Origin of the sequence: Catellatospora vulcania, from assembly GCF_009720385.1 — a bacterium.
Classification (GTDB): domain Bacteria; phylum Actinomycetota; class Actinomycetes; order Mycobacteriales; family Micromonosporaceae; genus Catellatospora; species Catellatospora vulcania.
The window spans coordinates 167716-187123 of the sequence record NZ_ML769304.1 but is presented as its reverse complement, the minus strand read 5'-3'; the positions used below and the strand labels follow the sequence as shown (position 1 = coordinate 187123).

15 protein-coding genes and 2 pseudogenes are annotated in these 19408 nt (G+C 71.1%); 12 read left to right on the top strand and 5 right to left on the bottom strand.

The features are described from left to right. Positions 1-25: 25 nt before the first annotated feature. From F6W97_RS11090 to F6W97_RS40055, 5 genes and pseudogenes are all read left to right on the top strand, one after another. Complete coding sequence (locus F6W97_RS11090) at positions 26-679, top strand: DUF7003 family protein (RefSeq protein ID WP_230686581.1); 654 nt, start codon at positions 26-28, stop codon at positions 677-679. 85 nt (positions 680-764) lie between these two features. Next, a complete protein-coding gene (locus F6W97_RS11085; protein ID WP_196279082.1) occupies positions 765-1934 on the top strand; it encodes an MFS transporter in 1170 nt (389 codons plus the stop codon). An 83-nt stretch (positions 1935-2017) separates the two neighbouring features. Next, entirely contained in the window at positions 2018-2641 is a 624-nt protein-coding gene (locus F6W97_RS11080; protein ID WP_155370162.1) for a GNAT family N-acetyltransferase, read from the top strand. A 32-nt stretch (positions 2642-2673) separates the two neighbouring features. Next, positions 2674-3063, top strand: a pseudogene (locus F6W97_RS41515) (RBBP9/YdeN family alpha/beta hydrolase); the annotation flags it as partial. Then, a complete protein-coding gene (locus tag F6W97_RS40055) occupies positions 3035-3211 on the top strand; it encodes an alpha/beta hydrolase (protein WP_196279081.1) in 177 nt (58 codons plus the stop codon). The pseudogene F6W97_RS41515 and the gene F6W97_RS40055, both read left to right, overlap by 29 nt. Positions 3212-3640: 429 nt before the next feature. Here F6W97_RS40055 and F6W97_RS11065 read toward each other — a convergent pair whose 3' ends face one another. Beyond that, on the bottom strand, positions 3641-4528 hold the full coding sequence (locus F6W97_RS11065; RefSeq protein WP_230686580.1) for an alpha/beta fold hydrolase: 888 nt from the start codon (positions 4526-4528) through the stop codon (positions 3641-3643). Between the two features lie 101 nt (positions 4529-4629). On the opposite strand from F6W97_RS11065, the gene F6W97_RS11060 reads away from it, so the two are divergent. Both F6W97_RS11060 and F6W97_RS11055 read left to right on the top strand, forming a co-directional pair. Then, the gene (locus F6W97_RS11060; protein ID WP_230686579.1) at positions 4630-5292 is read left to right on the top strand and encodes a TetR/AcrR family transcriptional regulator; all 663 of its coding nucleotides are present in this window, start codon (positions 4630-4632) and stop codon (positions 5290-5292) included. Positions 5293-5354: 62 nt separating this feature from the next. Further along, positions 5355-6080: an NAD(P)/FAD-dependent oxidoreductase gene (locus F6W97_RS11055; RefSeq protein ID WP_155370157.1), complete on the top strand. Its 726-nt coding sequence runs from the start codon at positions 5355-5357 to the stop codon at positions 6078-6080. A gap of 51 nt (positions 6081-6131) precedes the next feature. On the opposite strand, the gene F6W97_RS11050 is transcribed toward F6W97_RS11055, so the two are convergent. Further along, positions 6132-8426 (bottom strand): tetratricopeptide repeat protein, encoded by a 2295-nt coding sequence (locus F6W97_RS11050; RefSeq protein ID WP_196279080.1) that lies wholly within the window; start codon positions 8424-8426, stop codon positions 6132-6134. Here F6W97_RS11050 and F6W97_RS40050 point away from each other — a divergent pair. The 4 genes and pseudogenes from F6W97_RS40050 to F6W97_RS40560 all read left to right on the top strand — a co-directional run. After that, positions 8380-8736 carry a hypothetical protein gene (locus F6W97_RS40050; protein WP_196279079.1) on the top strand — a complete coding sequence of 119 codons (357 nt, stop codon included), beginning with the start codon at positions 8380-8382 and terminating at the stop codon, positions 8734-8736. The two genes, F6W97_RS11050 and F6W97_RS40050, sit on opposite strands and share 47 nt — an antisense overlap. 776 nt (positions 8737-9512) lie before the next feature. Next, positions 9513-13817 carry a fibronectin type III domain-containing protein gene (locus F6W97_RS11045; RefSeq protein WP_155370155.1) on the top strand — a complete coding sequence of 1435 codons (4305 nt, stop codon included), beginning with the start codon at positions 9513-9515 and terminating at the stop codon, positions 13815-13817. A gap of 251 nt (positions 13818-14068) precedes the next feature. Further along, positions 14069-15142 (top strand): GDSL-type esterase/lipase family protein, encoded by a 1074-nt coding sequence (locus F6W97_RS11040; protein WP_155370154.1) that lies wholly within the window; start codon positions 14069-14071, stop codon positions 15140-15142. A 267-nt stretch (positions 15143-15409) separates the two neighbouring features. Then, positions 15410-15595, top strand: a pseudogene (locus tag F6W97_RS40560) (ACP synthase); the annotation flags it as partial. Between the two features lie 7 nt (positions 15596-15602). On the opposite strand, the gene F6W97_RS11035 reads toward F6W97_RS40560, so the two are convergent. Next, positions 15603-16616 carry a hypothetical protein gene (locus tag F6W97_RS11035; protein WP_155370153.1) on the bottom strand — a complete coding sequence of 338 codons (1014 nt, stop codon included), beginning with the start codon at positions 16614-16616 and terminating at the stop codon, positions 15603-15605. Positions 16617-16720: 104 nt separating this feature from the next. Between F6W97_RS11035 and F6W97_RS11030 the strand changes: the two genes are divergently transcribed. After that, positions 16721-17071 (top strand): hypothetical protein, encoded by a 351-nt coding sequence (locus tag F6W97_RS11030; RefSeq protein ID WP_155370152.1) that lies wholly within the window; start codon positions 16721-16723, stop codon positions 17069-17071. A gap of 137 nt (positions 17072-17208) precedes the next feature. Here the strand turns inward: F6W97_RS11030 and F6W97_RS11025 are convergent, their stop codons facing one another. Both F6W97_RS11025 and F6W97_RS11020 read right to left on the bottom strand, forming a co-directional pair. Beyond that, the gene (locus F6W97_RS11025) at positions 17209-18036 is read right to left on the bottom strand and encodes a class II glutamine amidotransferase (protein WP_155370151.1); all 828 of its coding nucleotides are present in this window, start codon (positions 18034-18036) and stop codon (positions 17209-17211) included. Between the two features lie 317 nt (positions 18037-18353). Continuing rightward, positions 18354-19400, bottom strand: a complete 1047-nt coding sequence (locus F6W97_RS11020) for a lytic polysaccharide monooxygenase (RefSeq protein WP_155370150.1) — start codon at positions 19398-19400, stop codon at positions 18354-18356. Positions 19401-19408 lie beyond the last annotated feature (8 nt).

Here is a 19408-nt window from a genome sequence, read left to right as displayed (position 1 = left end):
CCCGTCACGTGTACCGTGTCCGCCCGTGATCACGTCCGACGAGGTGCTGGCGCAGCTGGACCGCGCCGCGAAAGGGTTCGACTTCCCGGACCTGGAGAACGGCTACTACTACGCGATCGACGCCAGGCTGCACGCGTTCCGCGACGACGCCCGCTGGGCGCTGGTGGTCGAGCTCGTCGGCTACAACCCGCGCGCCGCGAACGTCATCGACGTGCTGCACTGCTTCGGCAACTGCCTGACCGAGGGCCAGCCGGGCTACACCCACGGCGACTTCCTGGACCGCGTCGACAACATGCACCAGGTCGAGGACCCCGAGGACGGCGAGCTGCTGCGCGGCGGACGCCCGCCGATCGTGGTCCGCGGGCAGGCCATCGAGGTCGAGGCGACCGCGGGCGAGCCGCTGTGGGACGTGTTCCGCCGGCTCGTGCCCGAGCACCGCGACCTGCTGCTGGCCGACGACGAGGAGCTGCGGCACCGGCTGCCCGACGACCTGCCCCGGATCATGGTGCTGGAGCAGTGGTGGCACCGCGACCCGGACCGGTTCGACCAGCTGCCCAGCGAGACCGAGACGTTCCAGCAGCTGGCACAGGTGCTCGTCACCGGCGACATCGGCGCGTACCGGCCCACGCACGCGCCGAACACGCACTGGTCCTTCTGGCCGGAGTCCGGCTCGCTCTGACGGTGGTTGCGGCGGACCGGCCGGTCGGTCGGTTCACCGCGATCTCGGTTGCGCATTTGTTCACCCGCAACACAAAATGCGGCACGTGATCCGCAAACCAGGCCCGTGGCCGTCGCTCGTGCTCCTCAGCGCCGCCGTCTTCGTGTCGGTGACCACCGAGCTGGTGCCCACCGGCCTGCTGCTGGGCATGAGCCGTGACCTGGGGGTGTCGGAGTCGCAGCTCGGCCTGCTGGTCACCGGGTACGCGCTGATGGTGGCGCTGTTCGCGGCCCCGCTGGGCACGCTGACCGCCCGGATGCCGCGCAAGTCGCTGCTGGTCGCGTCCCTGGCCGCGTACACCGCCAGCAACGCGGTCATGGTGGTGGCCCCGGACTATCCGGTGGCCTTCGTGGCACGGCTGCTCGGCGGGGCCACGCACGGGCTGTTCTGGGCGGTGGTCGGCGGGTTCGCGGCACGGCTGGTCACCCCCGACCGGATCGGCCGGGCCGTCACCGTGGTCTCCGCGGGCGGCAGCATGGCGGTGCTGATCGGACTGCCCGCGGGCACCAGCGTCGGCACCGCGCTCGGCTGGCGGGCCACGTTCACCGCGCTGACCGCAGTGGCGGTCGTGCTGACGCTGCTGGCCTGGTGGCTGCTGCCTGAGGTGCCGGGCAGCACCGCCGCCGTGCGCGCCCGGATGCGGGAGGTGCTGCGCGTGCCCGACTTCCCGCCGATCGTGGCGATGACCGCGGTGACCATGCTGGGCACCTACATGATGATCACTTACACGGCTCCGCTGCTGCAGCGCGCCGGGATCAGCGAGCACGGGATCGCGCCGGTGCTGCTGGCCAACGGGCTGGCCGGCACGCTGATGCTGCCGCTCGCCGGCTGGATCGCCGACCGCCGCCTGCGGGCAGGCATCATGGCGGCGTGCGGGGTGCTGCTCGGGGGACTGGTGCTGCTCTGGCTCCACGGCACCGCGGCCTGGGCGGCCGTCACCGCGGTCGTCGTGCTCGGCGTCGGCATGGGCCTGCTGCCGATCTTCATGCAGGCCGCGACGCTCCGGATCGCCCCTGACCACACCGAGCAGGCCTCCGGCATCAACGCCAGCGCGTACAACGTCGGCGTCGCCGCTGGCGCGCTCAGCGGCGCGTTCGCGCTGGAGACCTGGGGCCTGGGGGCGATTCCGCCGCTCGGCGCGCTGCTGGTCGCCGGCGGCCTGGCGCTCTACGTGTCCGGCACCGCATCCGCCCGGGTGCAGCCGGAACGCCTGTGACCCACCGGCGGGTACAGAGGCGGCACACGGTCCCCGCAGGTGCCCGAACGGGACCACAGGCGCCGTTATGCGATCCTTTGGGAATGCCCCAACCGATCTTGCGCACTGACCGCCTGCTGCTGGTGCCCCTTGCGGACCGGCATCTCGAGCTGGAGGTCGAGCTCGACTCGGATCCGGAGGTGCTCCGCTACATCTGGGGCCGGGCGCGGTCCAGGGACGAGGTGGTCGAGTCCCATGCGCAGCGGATGGCCCTGGCGGGCAGGGTGGACGGCCTGGGCTTCTGGATGGCGTTCGGGTGCGACGGCGGCGCGCGTGCCTCGACGGCACCGCCAGCCGAGGACGAGGGCGAGTTCATCGGTCTCATGATGCTCCCGCCGGCGCACGGGCCCGACCAGCCCGACGACCCGACCGTCACGGACCTCGGCTACCGCATCCTCCGCCGGCACTGGCGCAAAGGCCTGGCGAGCGAGGCCTCCCGGGCCCTGCTGCGGCACGCCTTCGACACCGTCGGCCAGCGCCGGGTGATCGCGCAGACCATGGCCGTCAACACCGGGTCCCGAGGCGTGATGGAGGCCGTCGGCCTGCGGTACGTGCGCACGTACTTCCCCCACTGGGATGAGCCGCTGCCGGGCGCGGACCTCGGGGAGGTCGAGTACGAGATGACCCGCGAGATGTGGGAGGCGGGTCGCGCACCGGCTGAGGGGTGATCGTGCGGCACGCGTCCGGTTAGGATCGGCCGATGGCGCGACATCTGCTGGTACCGGGGCGTGGCATCCCCCGGCCGGAGCACTGGCAACGACGCTGGGCGGACGCGCATCCGGAGTACCGCTGGGCGCCCTACCCGCCAGGTCCGCCGTTCAGGCTGGAGGACCGGGTGGCCGCGCTGCACGAGGCGGTCATGGCCGACGACGAGCCGGCGGTGCTGATCGCGCACAGCGCAGGGTGCATCACGACGGTCGCGTGGGCGGCTCGCCATACCGGCCCGGTGCGCGCGGCCCTGCTGGTCACGCCGCCCTACCTCGACCCAAGATGGACACCCGGCCCGGACGATCCCGCCGACTCGGTCTTCGGGGCGGTGCCGCGCGAGCCGCTGCCGTTCCGTGCTGTCCTGGTGGCCAGCCGCACCGATCCGTACAACGACGTTCCCGCAGTTCGAGAGCTACGCCGCGGACTGGGGCGCGGAGCTGTACGACGCGGGCGACGTCGGCCACATCGAGACGGCGAGCGGCCACGGCCACTGGCCGGACGGCGAGCGGCTCGTCGCCGGCCTCGGCTGAGCGATATCTGACCCGGTTCACTGCGCCTGCGCGCCGGCCTCGGGTCCCGCGGTGGTGCGGACACGATCGCGGATCAGCCCGACCACGGTGTCGGCGGTCCGGTCGAGGTGAGGTCGGTGAGGACACCGGGCAGCACCTGCACCGCGGTGCGCGCCAGCTGCTCCATCAGCGTGACGGCCGACGGCGGGCCGGCGAGGGGTATCAGTCACGACCGATACCGCGTGATCCGCCCGTGACGACGGCGACCCGGAGCTGACCGTCGCGCCTCATGGTGCTCGTCATGGCGTACCCCCGTCCGCCGCCCCGCCGCGGGGCGGCAGCGTAGATGACAGGCCGGGAGGGTCCGTTATGTTTGTTTTGACCTTAACAAGCCGGTGGCGACCAGGCGCACGGTGCCGCGAATCCTGACCCGGGTGTGCCGCTCGCGGCTCAGGCCGCGGTCTCGACGCCGGCGGCGAACGCGGCGGTGCGCTCGGTGACCAGCTCAGGGCTGTGCACCTGCAGGTCGTGGCCGGCGCCGGGAACGACCTCGGCGTGCGCCGCCGGCATCAGCGCCCGGATGCGCGCCGCCACCTGGGCGGCGTCGTACATCTGGCTGCGCTCGCCGAGCAGGGCCAGGGTCGGCACGGCCACCCTGCGCAACTCCTCGTCGGTGAGCGGGGGAGGGCTGGGCAGCCGCCGCCGGAAGCTCGTCGACACCAGTGCCAGTCCCATCAGGTCGTCGTCCAGCAGGGTCGCGTTGCGCAGCCAGCGCGCCGCCCGGCGGCGCAGCGGGCGGGGGGTGAGCCCGGCGAGCCCGCCCATGACCACCCAGAGGAGGAACCGCTTGGTGATCCGGCCGAAGCCCGCCGGGTCGAGCAGCGTGATCGTGGCGGCGCGTCCCGGCGTGTGCAGCGCGTGCTGCAGGGCGACCCAGCCGCCATACGAGCACCCCACGAGGTGTGCCCGGTCGACGTCCAGCGCGGCGAGCACCTCGTCGAGCCAGTGGGCGAGGTCGCGGCCGTCGGACATGGCTTTGTCCGGCGTGGAGTGTCCCGGTTCGCCGACGGGGTCGATCGCGATGACTGGCCGGACCTGACCCCATCGCGCCACGTGCCGGTGCCAGCCCAGCGCGTTGCCGCCCGCGCCCGGCAGCAGCACGAACGGAACGCCGTCGGATCGCCCGCTCCGGTAGACCCGGGTGTTGCCGAACGAGGTGGGAATGTCGAGAGACCGGTGGTCGGCGGGCCAAAGCCGGTCGAAGGCGCGCGTGTAGACCGCCAGGAACTTCATGCGCGCGTTGTCACTGGTGAAGGTGCTGATCCGTGCCTGGGTCACCACGGTCTCCGATCGCCCATTTTGATGGTACGACCGTATCATCAAGAGGCTGTTGCATGATAGGCCGACGTGACCGCACCGCCAGACCCGAACGGAGGGCCGTGCCCAAGCGCGTGGACCACGACCTGCGGCGCCGACAGATCGGCGAGGCACTGCTGCGCATCGCGAGCACCAGGGGTCTGCAGGCGGCGAGCATGCGCGAGGTGGCGGCGGAGGCCGGCGTCTCGCTGAGACTGGTGCAGTACTACTTCCACACCAAGACCGAGCTGCTGCTCGGCGCGCTCGCCTATCTCGGCGAGCAGCTGTCCGCCCGGGTGGAGGCGCACATCCGGGCCCTGGGCCTGCCGCCGACCCCGCGCAGCCTCGTCTACGGCACCCTCACCGCGATCCTGCCGACCGACGCCGAGAGCCGCCGCCTGACCAGGACCTACGCCGCGTACTACGCGCTGGTGCTCGCCGAGCCGGCGCTCGCCGCGGACCACGGCACGACCTATCCCGACGCGCTGGAGCGGTTCCTCGCCGGCCACCTGCGCACCGCCCAGGCGGCCGGCCAGGTCGATCCGGGCCTGGACGCGCCGACCGCGGCCGCCGGGCTGCTGGCCCTCACCAACGGCCTCGGCTCCAGCGTGCTCGGCGGCCAGCGCGACGGCGACGCCGCGCTCGCGATCCTGACCTACCACCTCGACCGGCTGTTCGGCCATCAGCCGGGGTCAGGTGAAGCTGCGGACTCGGCCCGAAGCGCGGCGGGTGATCTGACTCACTGATGTCACAAACCGCCGCACCTGCGGTGTCTTGAGGTCGGACCTTGGACACGAAGGAGAGGTCAATGGCTGAGAACACCGATGTCATCGTGGTCGGCGGCGGATACGCCGGCGTGATGGCGGCCAACCGCCTGACGCGACGCGACGGCGTGACTGTGACCCTGATCAACCCCCGTCCGGCCTTCGTCGAGCGGATCCGCCTGCACCAGCTCGTCGGCGGGTCGGACGACGCGCTGGTGGACTACCAGCGGGTGCTGGCCGGCGGCGTCGGGCTGGTGGTCGACACCGTGACCCGGATCGACGCGGCGGGGCGTCGGGTGACCCTGGCCGGCGGGGGCGTCCTCGACTACGACTACCTGATCTACGCCGTGGGCAGCGGCAGCGCCGACCCGGGCGTGCCCGGCGCGGCGGAGCACGCCTACCCGATCGCCACCCTGGAGGAGGCGCAGCGGCTGCGGCCCGTCATCGACGCCGCACCGGCATCGGCCGCGCTGACGGTGGTGGGAGGTGGGTCGACCGGTATCGAAACCGCCTCCGAGCTGGCGGAGCTGGGCCGCAAGGTCACCCTCGTATGCGGAAAGGTGTTCGGGGCCTACCTGCATCCGCGTGCCCGGCGCGCGGTGGCCGGGCGGCTCGCCAAGCTCGGTGTGACCGTGCTTGAACTTGACGGCCGGCTCGACGGCGTCGCCGCACTGCGGATCGAGGACTCCCACGTCACCGGCATCTACTACGTCCGCAACCCGGAGAAGCTCTCCCGCCTCGACGCCGAGATCTCGCTCACCTTGCGCTGAGACCCACCGCATGGACGGAAAGCCGGGCCGACGGTGCCGCTTGACGCGTTCTCATCCGTGCCAACCGCGACGAACGACTGCCGGATCGCGGCTTCTCATTCGCCAGCGGGCGAGGTTGGCGCGGGTGGTGAGGGTGTCGGGGTGGTCGGGTCCGAGGACCCGCAAGGTGTCTGCCAGCAGGTGCTCGAACGCGGTGGCCGCGTCGGCCGGGTCTCCGGCCTCACCCCGCCATTCGGCGAGGTTGTGGCGAGTGGTCAGGGTCTGTGGGTGGTCGGGTCCGAGGACCCGCAGCCGGTCTGCCAGCAGATGCTCCGTCGCGGTGGCCGCGCCGGCCGGATCCCCGGCCTCACCCCGCCAGTAGGCGAGGTTGTGGCGGGTGGTGAGGGTGTCGGGGTGGTCGGGTCCGAGGACTCTCACCATTTCTGCCAGCACCGGCTCGAGCGCGGCGGCAACGCCGGTCCGGTCCCCGGCCATGCCCCGCCACCAGGCGAGGTTGGCTCGGGCAGTCAGGGTGTCGAGGTCGTCGGGTCCGAGAAGCCGTGACGAATCTGCCAGCAGGTGCTCGAAGACGGTGGCCGCACCGGCCGGGTCCCCGGCCTCACCCCGCCACCGGGCGAGGTTGGCGCGGATGCGCAGGGTGTGCGGATGGTCGGGTCCGAGGACCCGCAATGTGTCTGCCAGCAGGTGCTCGAACGAGGTGGCCGCGCCAGCCGCATCCCCGGCCTCACCTCGCCAGTAGGCGAGGTTGGCGCGGACGGCCAGAGTGTCAGGGTGGCCGGGTCCGAGGCGTCGCTGAGCGTCGGTGTGTAGGTGCAGGTAGTAGTCCGCGGCCTCGGCAACCTGCCCGGTCTCGCCGAGGCTTCTGCCTGCGGCGAACAGCACCAGATGCGCGCCGTGGTCGGTCCACAGCGGATCGGGGCGGATGTGGTGCAGCCGGAAGGTGTTGGCGCGCAGGACCTGGCCGAGTTCGGGGTCGGTCTCGATCGGCGGCCACGCGGACTTCAGCGCGTCAGCGGCAGCGCGGGTCGCGGTGTCGAGCCGCTCGGGTGGGGTCTGGTCGTGGGTGGCGCGTTGGACCAGAGCGTGTACGCGCAGGCTCCAGGTGGGACTGTCCGGGTCGTGGGTCGCCAGGTTCAGCAGGTGGAGGTTGCGGATCGCGTCGTGCACCTCGTCCGCGCCGACGGGTGTGCCGGTTTCGGTGTCGAGCCAGGCGAGGACTTCGGGTTCGGTGAGTACGGCGGCGGGGATGCCGTCGGGGTCGAGCAGGCTGGCCAGTTGGAGCAAGGGCTGTGCCACGCCGATCGGTTCCATGCAGTCGGCCTGCTCGATCGACAGAGACCAGGCCGCCGCGACAGTATCGCGGTGCTGGTCGGGCAGCCTGCGCGGGGCGAGCCGGCTAAGGTGTCGGCTGCGGTCGGCCAGCGCCGACCGGTACCAACTGCAGGGGCGCTCCTGATTGATCAGGTAGACGGCGGCCTGGGCCAGGGCCAAGGGCAGGTAGCCCAGGTCGGCGGCCAAGCCGTCGATATCGTCGGCCAGCGCGGGCCGGTCGGCGAGCCGCGCGGCCAGGTAATCGCGCGCCTGTTCGGAGGTGAACAGGCCGACCTGCACGAGGCGCCGTCCAGCGCCGGTCAGGGCGGCGTCGCGGCTACGGGTGGTCGCCACCGTCGATCCGGCTGGGTTCTGCGGCGGCCACAGGTCCCGCAGGTCGTCGGGATCGGCCATGTCGTCCAGTACGACCAGCCACCGTTTGTCGGTCGCGGCCAGCCAGTTCAGTAACCGGACGGCGGCTCGTTCGCCGGTCAGGCCCTCGTCGATGCCCAGTTGGCCTGCTGCGTCGGTGTAGCTGTCGACGATTCCGGAACGCGACCTGGCCGGCACCCATATCAGCACGTCCAGTGACCGCTGCTGCCACAGCCGTTCGGCGTGTGCGGCGGCCAGCTGCGTCTTACCGACCCCGCCCATGCCCGACAGCACTCGCGCCGGCATCGTGGTGGCGTCCGGTCTTGCAGCCAGGATCTCTTTCTCGAGGCACCGGTCCTGCAAGCAGTCGGCCAGCGGCGGCACCACCCCCACCCGCAGCGGCCATGTTGTGCGTGCCACCGGGCTGTAGTAGTGATTGTGCTGGGTGTTGCGGTCGCCGATCTGCTGGCCCTGGCCGTGGGCGGCATCGATGTGGAAGGCTGCTCGGTCAGGTCCCACACCCGCACTCCTTGATCGACATTGCTGGGCGGTTGGTCCATTGTGGACAAGCGTGGAAGAGAAGTGGATGGTGGGGTTGATGGACCCGGTGACACTGGTGGTCACAGCATTGATCGAAGGCGCGAAAGCAGGCCTGGCCGGCACGGCCACGAAACTGGTCGTCGACGCGTACGACACGCTGAAGTCCCTGGTGGTCGGCCTGCTGCGTCGTGGCGGCACCGCCGCGGACACCGGACGCGAGCTGGTCGAGCAGGCCAACGGCGGCGCGACCGACAGCAGCGCCGCGCTGACTTCGAAGCTGGAGGCGGCCGGTGTCGACGATCCGACCGAGGAAGCCGCACGCCGACTCCTGGAACTGCTCAACAGTGCGGGGGCGAAGTTCAACGTGCACGCACCGGACGCCAAGGGTCTGATCATCGGCGACCACGCCACCCAGCACAACACCTTCAACTAAAGCCACGTCACGCGGCCTTGATCGTTCAAGCGCAGGTTCAGTCGGGGCCGGCGGCAGACCGCGCCGAGGCCACGACCGCCCTGCGCTCCCTGCAGAGGGGACAAGGCTCACCGGCCTATGCGCCGCGCCGATCATCGCGGCCGTCGCCGCCACCTGGTAGGGCCCCGCAACCGGCAAAGTGGTCTTCTCGGCTAGGCTGCGGTCCTGCGGTCGCCTGGCGATCCTCGATGCCGGCGCATTGCCGTGTTGTCCGGCGTGCTGCCCGTGTAGTCCTCGGCGCGCGATCCGGCCCACCGCGGGCCGCCGTCCGCGGCAGTAGCGGCAGCCGTCCAGGAATGCGCTGGTACAGCACGAACCGGCGCTGGTGTATCAGCGCTGAGGATCGGTTGCCAGCCCTCGTCAGCGCGGTCGGGTGCAGATCCGGACGGGAGCCCAGGGCATCACCGCAACTTCGCCCACCGCCCTTCGGAGACCACCTCGATGGAGCCGTTGACGACCTTGATGGCCGTCTGTTCGTCGATGGCACAAGCCGGCACCCCGAGGTCAGCGGCCACCGCTGCGCGTCAGCCAGGGTGTTCTCCGGGCAGGCGTTCAGGTGCGGGAAGATCGAGGCCAGCCCGGACTCTCGCGCTGACCGCCGATCCCAGCACGACTTCGTCATGAGCGGGTGAGGGGCCTCCGGGGAGTCGAGGTATTGATATCTTTTACCGGCCCGCGTCCCGGTCGAGCCGTCCGGCGCGCCGCCAGACCGCGGTGACGACCCCTGGGGAGGGCTCATGCGCCGAAGGCGCCACACCGCCGGTCTGGCACTGGCAGGAATCCTGATCGGACTCATCACCGCACCCGGTGTGAAACCTGCGACGGCTGCCGCGGCGCCGCCCGCGGGCGGCATGACCGGTGCGCAGCTGACGGAGCTGTTCGCCGGCTACGGCAACACCAGCGGCCGGTGGAGCGGCGCCGACAGCACCGCGTCGGTGCTGCTGCCCGACGGGCGGGTGGCGTGGTTGTTCTCCGACACGATGATCGGCACGGTCAACGCCGACTTCAGCCGACCCCGGTCCAGCCCGATGATCAACAATTCGCTGGTGGTGCAGGACGGCGCGGCGCTGACCTCGACCGTGCACGGCGGCTCGGCCGCCGCCCCGCAGTCACTGATCCCGTCCGCGGTCAGCGGCGAGTGGTACTGGATCGCCGACGCCACGGTCGAAGCCGGCACGATGAAGGTGCTGGTCAACCGTTATCGCAAGACCGGTGACGGCGGCCTGGACTTCGCGCTGACGGGCACCGCGCTGGCGAGCATGGCCCTGCCGGGCCTGACCGTCAGCAGTGTCACCGAGCTGCCGCTCGGCGACACCGTCGCGTGGGGTGCGGCGCTGCTGGAGGACGGCGGTTACACCTACATCTACGGTTCGGAGTACGTCGCCGCCGACGCGATGCGGTTCGCCCGCCTGGCCAGGGTGCCCGCGGGCGAGCTGAGTGGAGCGTGGCAGTACTGGACCGGCAGCGCCTGGTCAGCCTCGGCTGCGGCGTCGGGTCGGCTACCCCTGTCGGGGGTCGGCACCGCGTTCGGGGTGCAGAAGGTCGGCTCGCAGTACGTCGTGGTGACGATGGAGAGCAACACCCCGTTCGCCGCGCACGCGGTGGCGTACACGGCCAGCAGCCCGACCGGCCCGTTCGCCGGCCCGGTCGAGTTGTTCACCGCGCCGGAGCCGGCCCAGCGGGAGGGCGTGATCGTGTACGACGCGCGAGTGCACCCGCACCTGGCGCCCAACGGCAAGCTGCTGGTGTCGTACAACGTGCACAGCCTGGTCAGCGAGGACCTGTATGCCGACGCGCGGATCTACCGGCCGCGGTTCGTGGACGTGACCTGGCCGGTGCCGGCACCGGACCCGGCTGCGGTGCCGGCCGCGCCGGCGGGCCTGACCGCGGCCGGCGACCCGACGGGCGCGGTGAGCCTGACCTGGCCGGCGGTGTCCGGCAGCGGCGTGGCCTACATCGTCTATCAGCGTGATGTCACCGCGGGGCAGACCCACTTCGCCCGGGTCGCATCGCCGACGGCCGCGAACCAGACGCTGGGCGGGTTCCGTACCGGCCACACGTACGAGTTCCGGGTCACCGCCCGCAACGCCGCAGGCGAGGGCCCGCCGTCGGCGGTGCGCAGCGTCGCGGTGACCATCGCCGCCCCGCCGGCCCCGAGCGGGCTGACCGCCGTCGCGGGCAGCGACGGCACCATCGCGCTGAACTGGGGGGCGGTGCCGTACGCGTGGCGCTACGACGTCCTCCGCCGGGACGTGACCGCGGGTGAGACGGCGTTCAGCGCGGTCAACGACGCCAACCCGGGCGACACCACGCTGAGCGTCACCTGGCTGGCACACAACCACGAGTACGAGTTCGCCGTCACGGCCAGCCACGGCGGGGGCACCTCGCCGCAGTCGGCGGCGGTGCGGGCCACCGCCCGCTACGCGCTGCCGCCGGCGCCCACCGGACTGACCGCCGTCGCACAGGGCAACGGCACGATCCGGCTGACCTGGTCCGGCCCGGCCAGCAACGTGTACTACCTGGTGTTCCAGCGTGACGTGACCGCCGGTGAGACGACGTTCACGCAGCTGCCGCTGCCGCTGCCGTGCTGCGAGCTGGCCGCCGGTTACCTCGCCCACGGCCACGAGTACGAGTTCAAGGTCGTGGCCAGCAACTCCGGCGGGGAGTCGGCGGCGTCGAACCTGGCCAGGGCCGTCTCGTCGTATCCGCTGCCGGCCGCGCCGGGCACCCTGTCCGCGGTGGCGGGCAACGGCCAGGTGCAGCTGACCTGGGGTGCCAGCAGCAGCCCGGACACGTGGTACTGGGTGTACCAGCGGGATGTGACGGCGGGGGAGTCCGCGTTCACGCGGCTGTCCATCCCGATCTCGACCTGCTGCACGATGACGGCGGGTTACCTGGCCAACGGGCATGTGTACGAGTTCAAGGTGACCTCGACGAACCAGGCGGGGGAGTCGGCGGCGTCGAACACGGTGACGGCCAAGCCGCTGCGGCCGCTGCCCGGTCAGGTGACCGGGCTGACGGTGACATCGCTGAGCAGCGGCGAGCTGCGGCTGAACTGGACCGCGCCGGACACCGACCTGTACTACTGGGTGTACCAGCGCGACGTGACGGCGGGGGAGACGGCGTTCACGAAGCTGTCGCTGCCCGTCGGCACGTGCTGCACGTTCACGGCCGGGTTGCTGGCGCACGGGCACGTGTACGAGTTCAAGGTGGCGGGCACCAACCAGACCGGCGACGGCCCCGCGTCGGCCGCGGTGCGGGGCACCGCGACCTATGCCAAGCCGCCGGCCCCGGCGAACCTGCGCGCATCGGCCGCCGGTGACGGCAGCATCGACCTGGACTGGGACGCCACCGCGGGCAACGTCCTGTACTGGATCTACTCGCGCGATGTCACGGCCGGTGGGTCGTTCACGAAGTCGGTGTATCCGACCGACCGGACGTCGGGCAGCTTGGGCTGGCTGGTGCACGGGCACGTGTACGAGTTCAAGGTGACCGCGGAGAACCAGGGCGGTGAGGGCCCGGCGACGGCGGCGGTGCGGGCGACGGCGACCGGCGGCCTGCCGCAGGCGCCCAGCGGCCTGACCGCGACCGCGGGCGACGGGCAGGTGACGTTGCGCTGGACGGCCAGTGGCACCGCGAGCGTGTACTACTGGATCGAGCAGCGGGTGGCGGGCGGCACCTGGCAGCGGCTGCAGTACCCGCTCAGCACCTGCTGCGTGTTCACCGCGACGCTGCTGACCAACGGCACGACGTACGAGTTCCGGGTGCGGGCCAACAACGTGCACGGTGACTCGGCGGCCTCGAACGTGGCGAGCGCACGGCCGCTGCCGCCGCTGCCGCAGCCCCCGACGGGCCTGATCGCGATCGTGGGCGACGGGCAGATCACGCTGCGGTGGACGGCCAGCCCGACTCCGAACGTGTACTACTGGGTCGAGCAGCGCCCGGCGGGCGGGACGTGGCAGCGGCTGCCGCTGCCGGTCACCACGTGCTGCCAGTTCACGGCCGGGCTGCTCAGCAACGGCACGTATTACGAGTTCCGGCTGCGGGCGACGAACCTGGCAGGCGATTCGGCGGCGTCGGTCGCGGCCGGGGCCAGGCCGATGCCGCCGCTGCCGCAGGCGCCGGGCGGGCTGTCGGTGAGCGCGCAGGGTGACACGGCGGCGAGGCTGACCTGGACGGCCAGTTCCACCGGCAGCGTCTACTACTGGATCTTCTACCGCATCGCCGGGCAAAGCGCCTGGACGAAGGCCCAGTACCCGCTGAGCACGTGCTGCGCGTTCACGATGAGCATGCTGACCCCGGGCAAGCGCTACGAGTTCCATCTCAAGGCCGAGAACCTGACCGGGATGTCGGGGGCCTCCAACACCGCCGCGGTCACCCTGACCATCACCGCGCCGGGCCGGCCCGGCGGGGTCAAGGCGGTGCCCCGGGTCGACTCGTCCGACGTGGACGTGTCCTGGAACACGGTCGCCAACGCCACCGGGTACACCGTGGAGGCGCAGGTCTGCAAGACGTCGACGTGGTACCGGGTCGGGTTCATGATCACGGGTACCTCGCACCGGGTCGGCGGCGCGGCGGGCTGCTACACCTACCGGGTGGTCGCCGACCGGTTCGGCGTCTACGGCCCTGACTCGACCGGCACCATCCTGGCGTTCGGCACGGTCGACGACTACCCGTGGAACGGCGGCTGGTCACCGATCGACCGGTACGGGTTCTGGCGCAAGCAGTGCACCTCGTTCGTGGCCTCGCGAGTGTGGCGGCACTATCCGAACCCGGACCCGCCGGGCTTCGTCGTCACCAACTACTGGCACGCCAAGAACTGGGACGAAGAAGCGCCCAAGCACGGCGGAGCGGTCTGGACCACTCCCGTGGTGGGCTCCATCGCCCAGCACAGCCGAGGAGACTACGGGCACGTGGCCTGGGTCGCCGGCATCGACGGCGCATACGTGATCATCGAGGAGTACAACGGCGTCAACTCCGAGGCGTACTCGCGGCGGCGGGTGCTCGCGTCGTCGTTCGACACGTACCTGACGGTCATGTGAGTTGACCGTTGCCGGGGCGCTTGCTCGACGCACAGGTCGAGAAAGCGCCCCGGCAACGGGCGAACCGCCGACAGCGTCGGCAACGACGCCGGGGCGGCCGCCGGATTTGCGCTGCAGGGCAGAATGCGCCGGCACGGCGTCAACTTTTGGCGGTGCCGCATCGTTTTAGCAAGGTGACATCGACTGATCCACACGTATGTGGCTCCGCGCGCCGCCGTCCCGCCGCGGCCGGAATTCTCGCTGTACTCGCGATGCTGGGCTCCCTGATCGTCCAGACGCCGGCCGTGGCCGACCCGCTGACCCCGACCAAGATCATGCTGGTGGGGTCGTCGACCACCCAGGGCAGTGCCGGGGACTACACCTGGCGCTACCGCTTCTCGAAGCACCTGACCGCCAACAACGTCAGTGTCGACTTCGTCGGGCCGAGCAACCAGGTGTTCGACAACATCCGCTCGGCGGGCAGCACCTTCGTCTTCAACGACGCCTACGCCGATCCGGCCTTCGACCGCGACCACTTCGCCCGCTGGGGCGGATTCGTGGGCACGTTCTCCGGCTACCCGACCGGGGCAAAAGACACCATCGCCGCGCAGGTGAGCGCCTACCAGCCTGACTACGTCGTGGTGATGCTCGGCCTCAACGATCTGACCTGGTTCAGCACCCGGACCCCGGCGGCCGTCGCGGCGGACATGCAGACCCTGGTCGGCAAAGCCAGGGCGGCCAAGCCGAACGTGCGGCTGGTTTTGGCGGCGATCCAGCCGACGAAGTGGGCCGCGGGCAACGCCGACAACGCCGCTCGCGTCGCCGAGTACAACCAGCGCCTGAGCGACCTGGCGGCCGCGTCGTCGACCCCGACGTCGCCGATCGCCTACGTCCCGCAAGCAGCCGGATACCAGCCGGACTTCAACGTGACACCGCACGACAGCTACGACGGCACGCACCCCAACGCCCACGGCGAGATCCGGATCGCCGACGCGGTCGCTGACGTGTTCTCCGCCGCGTTCGGGATCGGCCCCGCCTACCCGCTCAGCCTCTCCGGCGTGACGACCGGACCGGTGCTGCCGTTCCAGCTCACCTGCACGGCGGGGCAGAACATGGCCCGGTTGCAGTGGACCGAGTCACCGGGTGCGACCGGCTACTGGTTCCAGCGCCGCCTCGCCGGCGGCACCTGGGACGCACAGGTCTACCAGCTCAAGTTCCTCACCGACAACCCGCTCACCAACCTCTACCTCACCGCCGGCCAGACCTACGAATACCGGCTGCAGGCAGCGAAATGGTACGACAAGGGCGTGTTCTCGAACGTCTGCTCGGTGACGCCGTACGCCTGACGGAGCCGTGTGTGTCCAGGAACCGGCAAGGGTCCGCGACCTCGCGACGGGGTCCGTGGTCGTCCGTGTAGTGGTAGCGATCGAGGTGGCGACGGCCGGTATCCCGGTAGCCGCGCCGAAGGTACAGCGCGGCCGCGGGCAACCGGCCTGTGCTGTTCCGGCTGGCCGCATGCGCGACCGCGCGGGCGATCATCTGCCGGGCCAACTGCGGCTTGGTCGCGAACTCCCGCCCGGCCGGAACCCCAGCGGCTTCACAGCGGCGTCCAGAGCCACCCGGGCAACGTGGCCGCGGTGGCGATCCGGCGGCTGTAGCCGACCCAGTCGGTGCTGGCCGGCGCGCTGCCGACGCTGTCGGAGGCGCCGCGGGCCTGCGGTCCGGCCGATCAGCGCTGGCTGTCCGCGCCGGACGGCGCCGGCCTGGCCGGCCTGCTGCGCGAGGCGGGCCTGCTGTAGGACGGCGTCAGTACGCGATGGCCGCCAGGTCTGCAGCGGTCAGTTCGCGAAGCTCCGCGGTCAGCAGCCGCCCCGCGGCGACCGGAGGCTCCGAGGGGCTCTGGAAGGTGATCCACGAGTTCCGGTAGCCGACGAACACCATCGGCTGGTCCGGGCTGCCGCTCTGCCAGCGATCCGGCGCGACGCTCCGGCACGTCGGATCGGGTTGCTGCCCGCCGGGCGCCGGGCTCGGCAGCAGCCAGCCCGACGGCTGGCCGCACTGGCCCTGACCGTCGTTGGCTGTCACGGTGACCGTGATCTGGCCCCGCTCGCCGCCGGCCGCCTCGACAGGATTCAGCCAGATGCTGACGGTTCGGCGGTCGGCGGACATGTGCGCGATCGTCGGCTCGTAGCCGGCCACCGCCGGGTAGGCGACCGCGAACGTGATCTGTGCGAAGTCGTGCTCCCTGCGCAGGGTGGGCAGCGCGGCGGACATCGGCGCGCTGGCGGCGATCGTGGCGACGGACAGCACGACGACCCCGGTCCGCAGGGCGGTGGCCCGCCTGACGCTCAGCGGCAGCCGTGCGATCAGCACTGCGGCCAGCGCGTAGCTGATCGGCGCCAGCGCGACGCCGATCAGCGTCCATGCCGGCAGGTGCTGCCGGTAGTCCAGGCTGTAGAGGACCCGCAGCGTCGATGTGAACGCCCAGAACAGGAGCGGGCCGAGCAGCGCGATCCAGACCGCTCGGCGGCCGCCGTACGCCAGCGCGACCAGCCCGCCGATGGCCACCGCGACGACGGCGAGGGTCGCGTGCCAGCCTGGGGTGTAGTAGCCGGAGTCGAGCAGGTCGTTCGTCGTGTCTCCCGCCAGCATGCTGTGGATCAGGACGGTGACCATGAAGCTCATGAACGTCGTCGCGCCGCCGAGCGCCAGCCCCAGCAAGCCGATCACCCATAGTGGCAGTTCGGCGGACGGCTGCTGCGGACTGTTCGGTGGATCCGCCGGCATGCTGGGATGGAAGCTGCTCTGCGGCTGCGGCATGTCGACAGTGTCGGGGACGGACGGTCCGGCGGCAACAACGGCTCGGCCATGACCGGCGGGAGCGGGCCGGGCCTGGTGATTGCCGATCTGCCGGCAGGTTGCTGTTGTGCGCTGGTCTGTGCGGGGGTGGCGCGTACTCGGCGGCCACCGCGACGGCGGTCAAGCGATGGCAGAAGGCTCTGGGCCTGCCGCACCGGTCCGACAGCAGGAAGGCCGTGCCGGTGACCGTGGAGTTCGCGGCGAACGAGCACGCCAAGGCGGTGCTGGTCGACCGGATCGACCCGCACAAGTCGTGCACGCTGGTGGGCCGGCTGCGAGACCCGAAGCCTGTGGGCTGGGGCGATCCCGCCCTCTGGGAAACCGGCTCCGCGGACCTGCTCAGCACCGCGCGCGTGTACCGGAGCAAGGACCTGCAGAATCCGAAGCCGTTGGGCACCCGGTACAACCTGATCTGATCGGTGGTCGTGGGCCGGCCGCCGGTCGCGACTCTCCGGCCATCATGCGATCAGAGAGTCGCGTCTACCGTGAGTCGAGCGGGTTCGTCGATGTCACCGGGCGCCAATCGGCTTCTGCCCCCACAGCTGCGGCCGGGTCACGGCCACTGCGGCTGGAACGCGGTAATGACGTCGTTGCCCTCCTGGATCACGCCGTAGGTCGACTCCGGCACCGCGTTCCACGCGCCGGGTAGGTCGCCGAGCGGTTCGGAGACGACGAGCCGGCTCTCGTCCGAGACGTGCTGCAGCACGGCGACGTCCGGGTGGAGCTGGCGCAGCGTGGCGACGTTGGTGCTGTAGAACAGCGAGCGGGAGTCGCCGATCGACGAGTAGCGAAACGCCCACACCCTGTCCCCGTCCGAAGTGGCGACCGTCATCTGGATCGGGTGTTCGATCCCGTGCTCGCGGCCGGTCTTCTCGACGAATCCGACCATGCGCGCCACGGCACTCGGCGGATCGTCGCGCAGTCCGAAGGTGAGCGCGAGGTAGAACATCAGCTCCGAGTCGGTGGACCCCTCGATGAAGGGGTACAGCTGCGGGTCGACCTTCAGGACGAGGTCGCGTTTGACGGTGGGAAAGGCGGTGATGGAGCCGTTGTGCATCCAGAGCCAGTTCTGGTACTGGAACGGGTGGCAGTTGCTCTCCTGAACCGGCGTGCCGGTCGAGGCCCTGATGTGGGCGAGCACGATCGGCGCCCGGATGTGCGCGGCGAGGTTGCGCAGGTTGCGGTTGTTCCAGGCGGGACCGATCCCGTGGAAGACGCCTGGGTCGCCTTCCGTGTACCAGCCGACGCCGAAGCCGTCGCCGTTGGTCGTCTCGACACCGAGGGTCGAGTGCAGGCTCTGGTCGATCAGCGAATGCTTCGGCTTGTAGAGCAGGTCATCCAGGAGCACGGGCGAGCCCGAGTAGGCAAGCCATCGGCACATGGTGTCCTCCTGTCGGTGGCGGGTCAGCGATGGAACGCGGATGCCGCCGAGGCCGTGATGCGGCCCGCATTACGCGGCGAGTCCCGGCAGGTCGCCGCGGGCGACCGCCTCCTCGGCTCCAGGCTAGGCGGGCCTGGTGCGGGTCGGCTGGGATCGCCGGTATTGCCACCGGCTCGGCGACGGCCATCCAGAGACCGAGACGGCGGACAGGCCGGGCCGGTACGCCGGCACCAGGGGCGCGACCGCGGGCTCACGATCTCGCCAACGCGTCCGGTCGCCCGTCTCGGGAAGCGGCGGGCGACCGGATGCGCCGGGGGTCAGGCTGCGCGGCAGGTGAACCCGCTGGCTTGTGCACCGATCCCGATGAAGCCGAAGGTCGTCGTGCCATTCGGTGCGAGGGAGCCGTTGTAGGCGACGTTGGTCGCCGTCACGGCGCTCCCGGAGGTGGTGAAGTTCGCGCTCCAGCCGTTCTGGAGAGCGCCGGTGAATCCGACCGACCAGCCCCGGGTGCCGCTGGTCCCAGTGACCTGCACCTCGGCCTGGTATCCGGCCTGCCACTGGCTGATGATGCGCAGCGTTGCGGTGCATCCGGTCGGAGCCGGGCTGCTGGGCGCCGGGCTGCTGGGGGCGGGGTCGCTGGGCGACGGGCCAGGGCTGGACGGGCTCGGGCTGGCCGGGCCGGAGTTGGACGGTGACGGTTCCGAGCCGCCGCCGAAGATCACATCGCTGCAGCCGTAGTACGACTGGTCCAGGTGGCTCGCCTGCCAGATGGTGTAGACGATGTGCCGGCCGGTCCGGTTGCCGGCGTTGACCTGTGCCGTGTAGGTGTTGCTCGGCGCCTGCCTGCCGGTCTGAGTCACCAGTTCCAGCGCGCCCCAGGTCAGCTGCTGGCTGGTGGGGTCGAAGCCCTGCCGGGTGATGTACACCTTCAGGTAGTCCGCGCCGTGGGCAGAGGGGTCGTTGAGCTTCAGGGTGAAGTTGTTCGCCTTGTCGACCGCGTGCCACCGGCCCGGTGTGTCCATGGCGGCGTAGCGTCCAGCAGCGGTCAGGCCGCCGCTGCACAGTGTCCCGTCGGGGATCGCCGCCTGGTGGTTGCCGGCGACGCCTTCCCGGAACAGGCCGTTCCAGTTCCACATCGCCCCCGGCTCGGCCTGCCAGGCCTGGTAACACATCGGGTCCTGGGTCTGCATGGCCGGATTGGTGTGGTCGCCGCTCCATCGCAGATAACAGCTGTACGCCCGGGTGGCCGGGTCGGAGACCGCGCCGTGCGCGTCCGCCCCGGAGGACACGAGCAGGGCGACTCCCGCCGTCACCACCGTCGTGACCGCGGTGACCACGGCGACTTGTGCTCTCTTCCAGTTCATCGTGACTC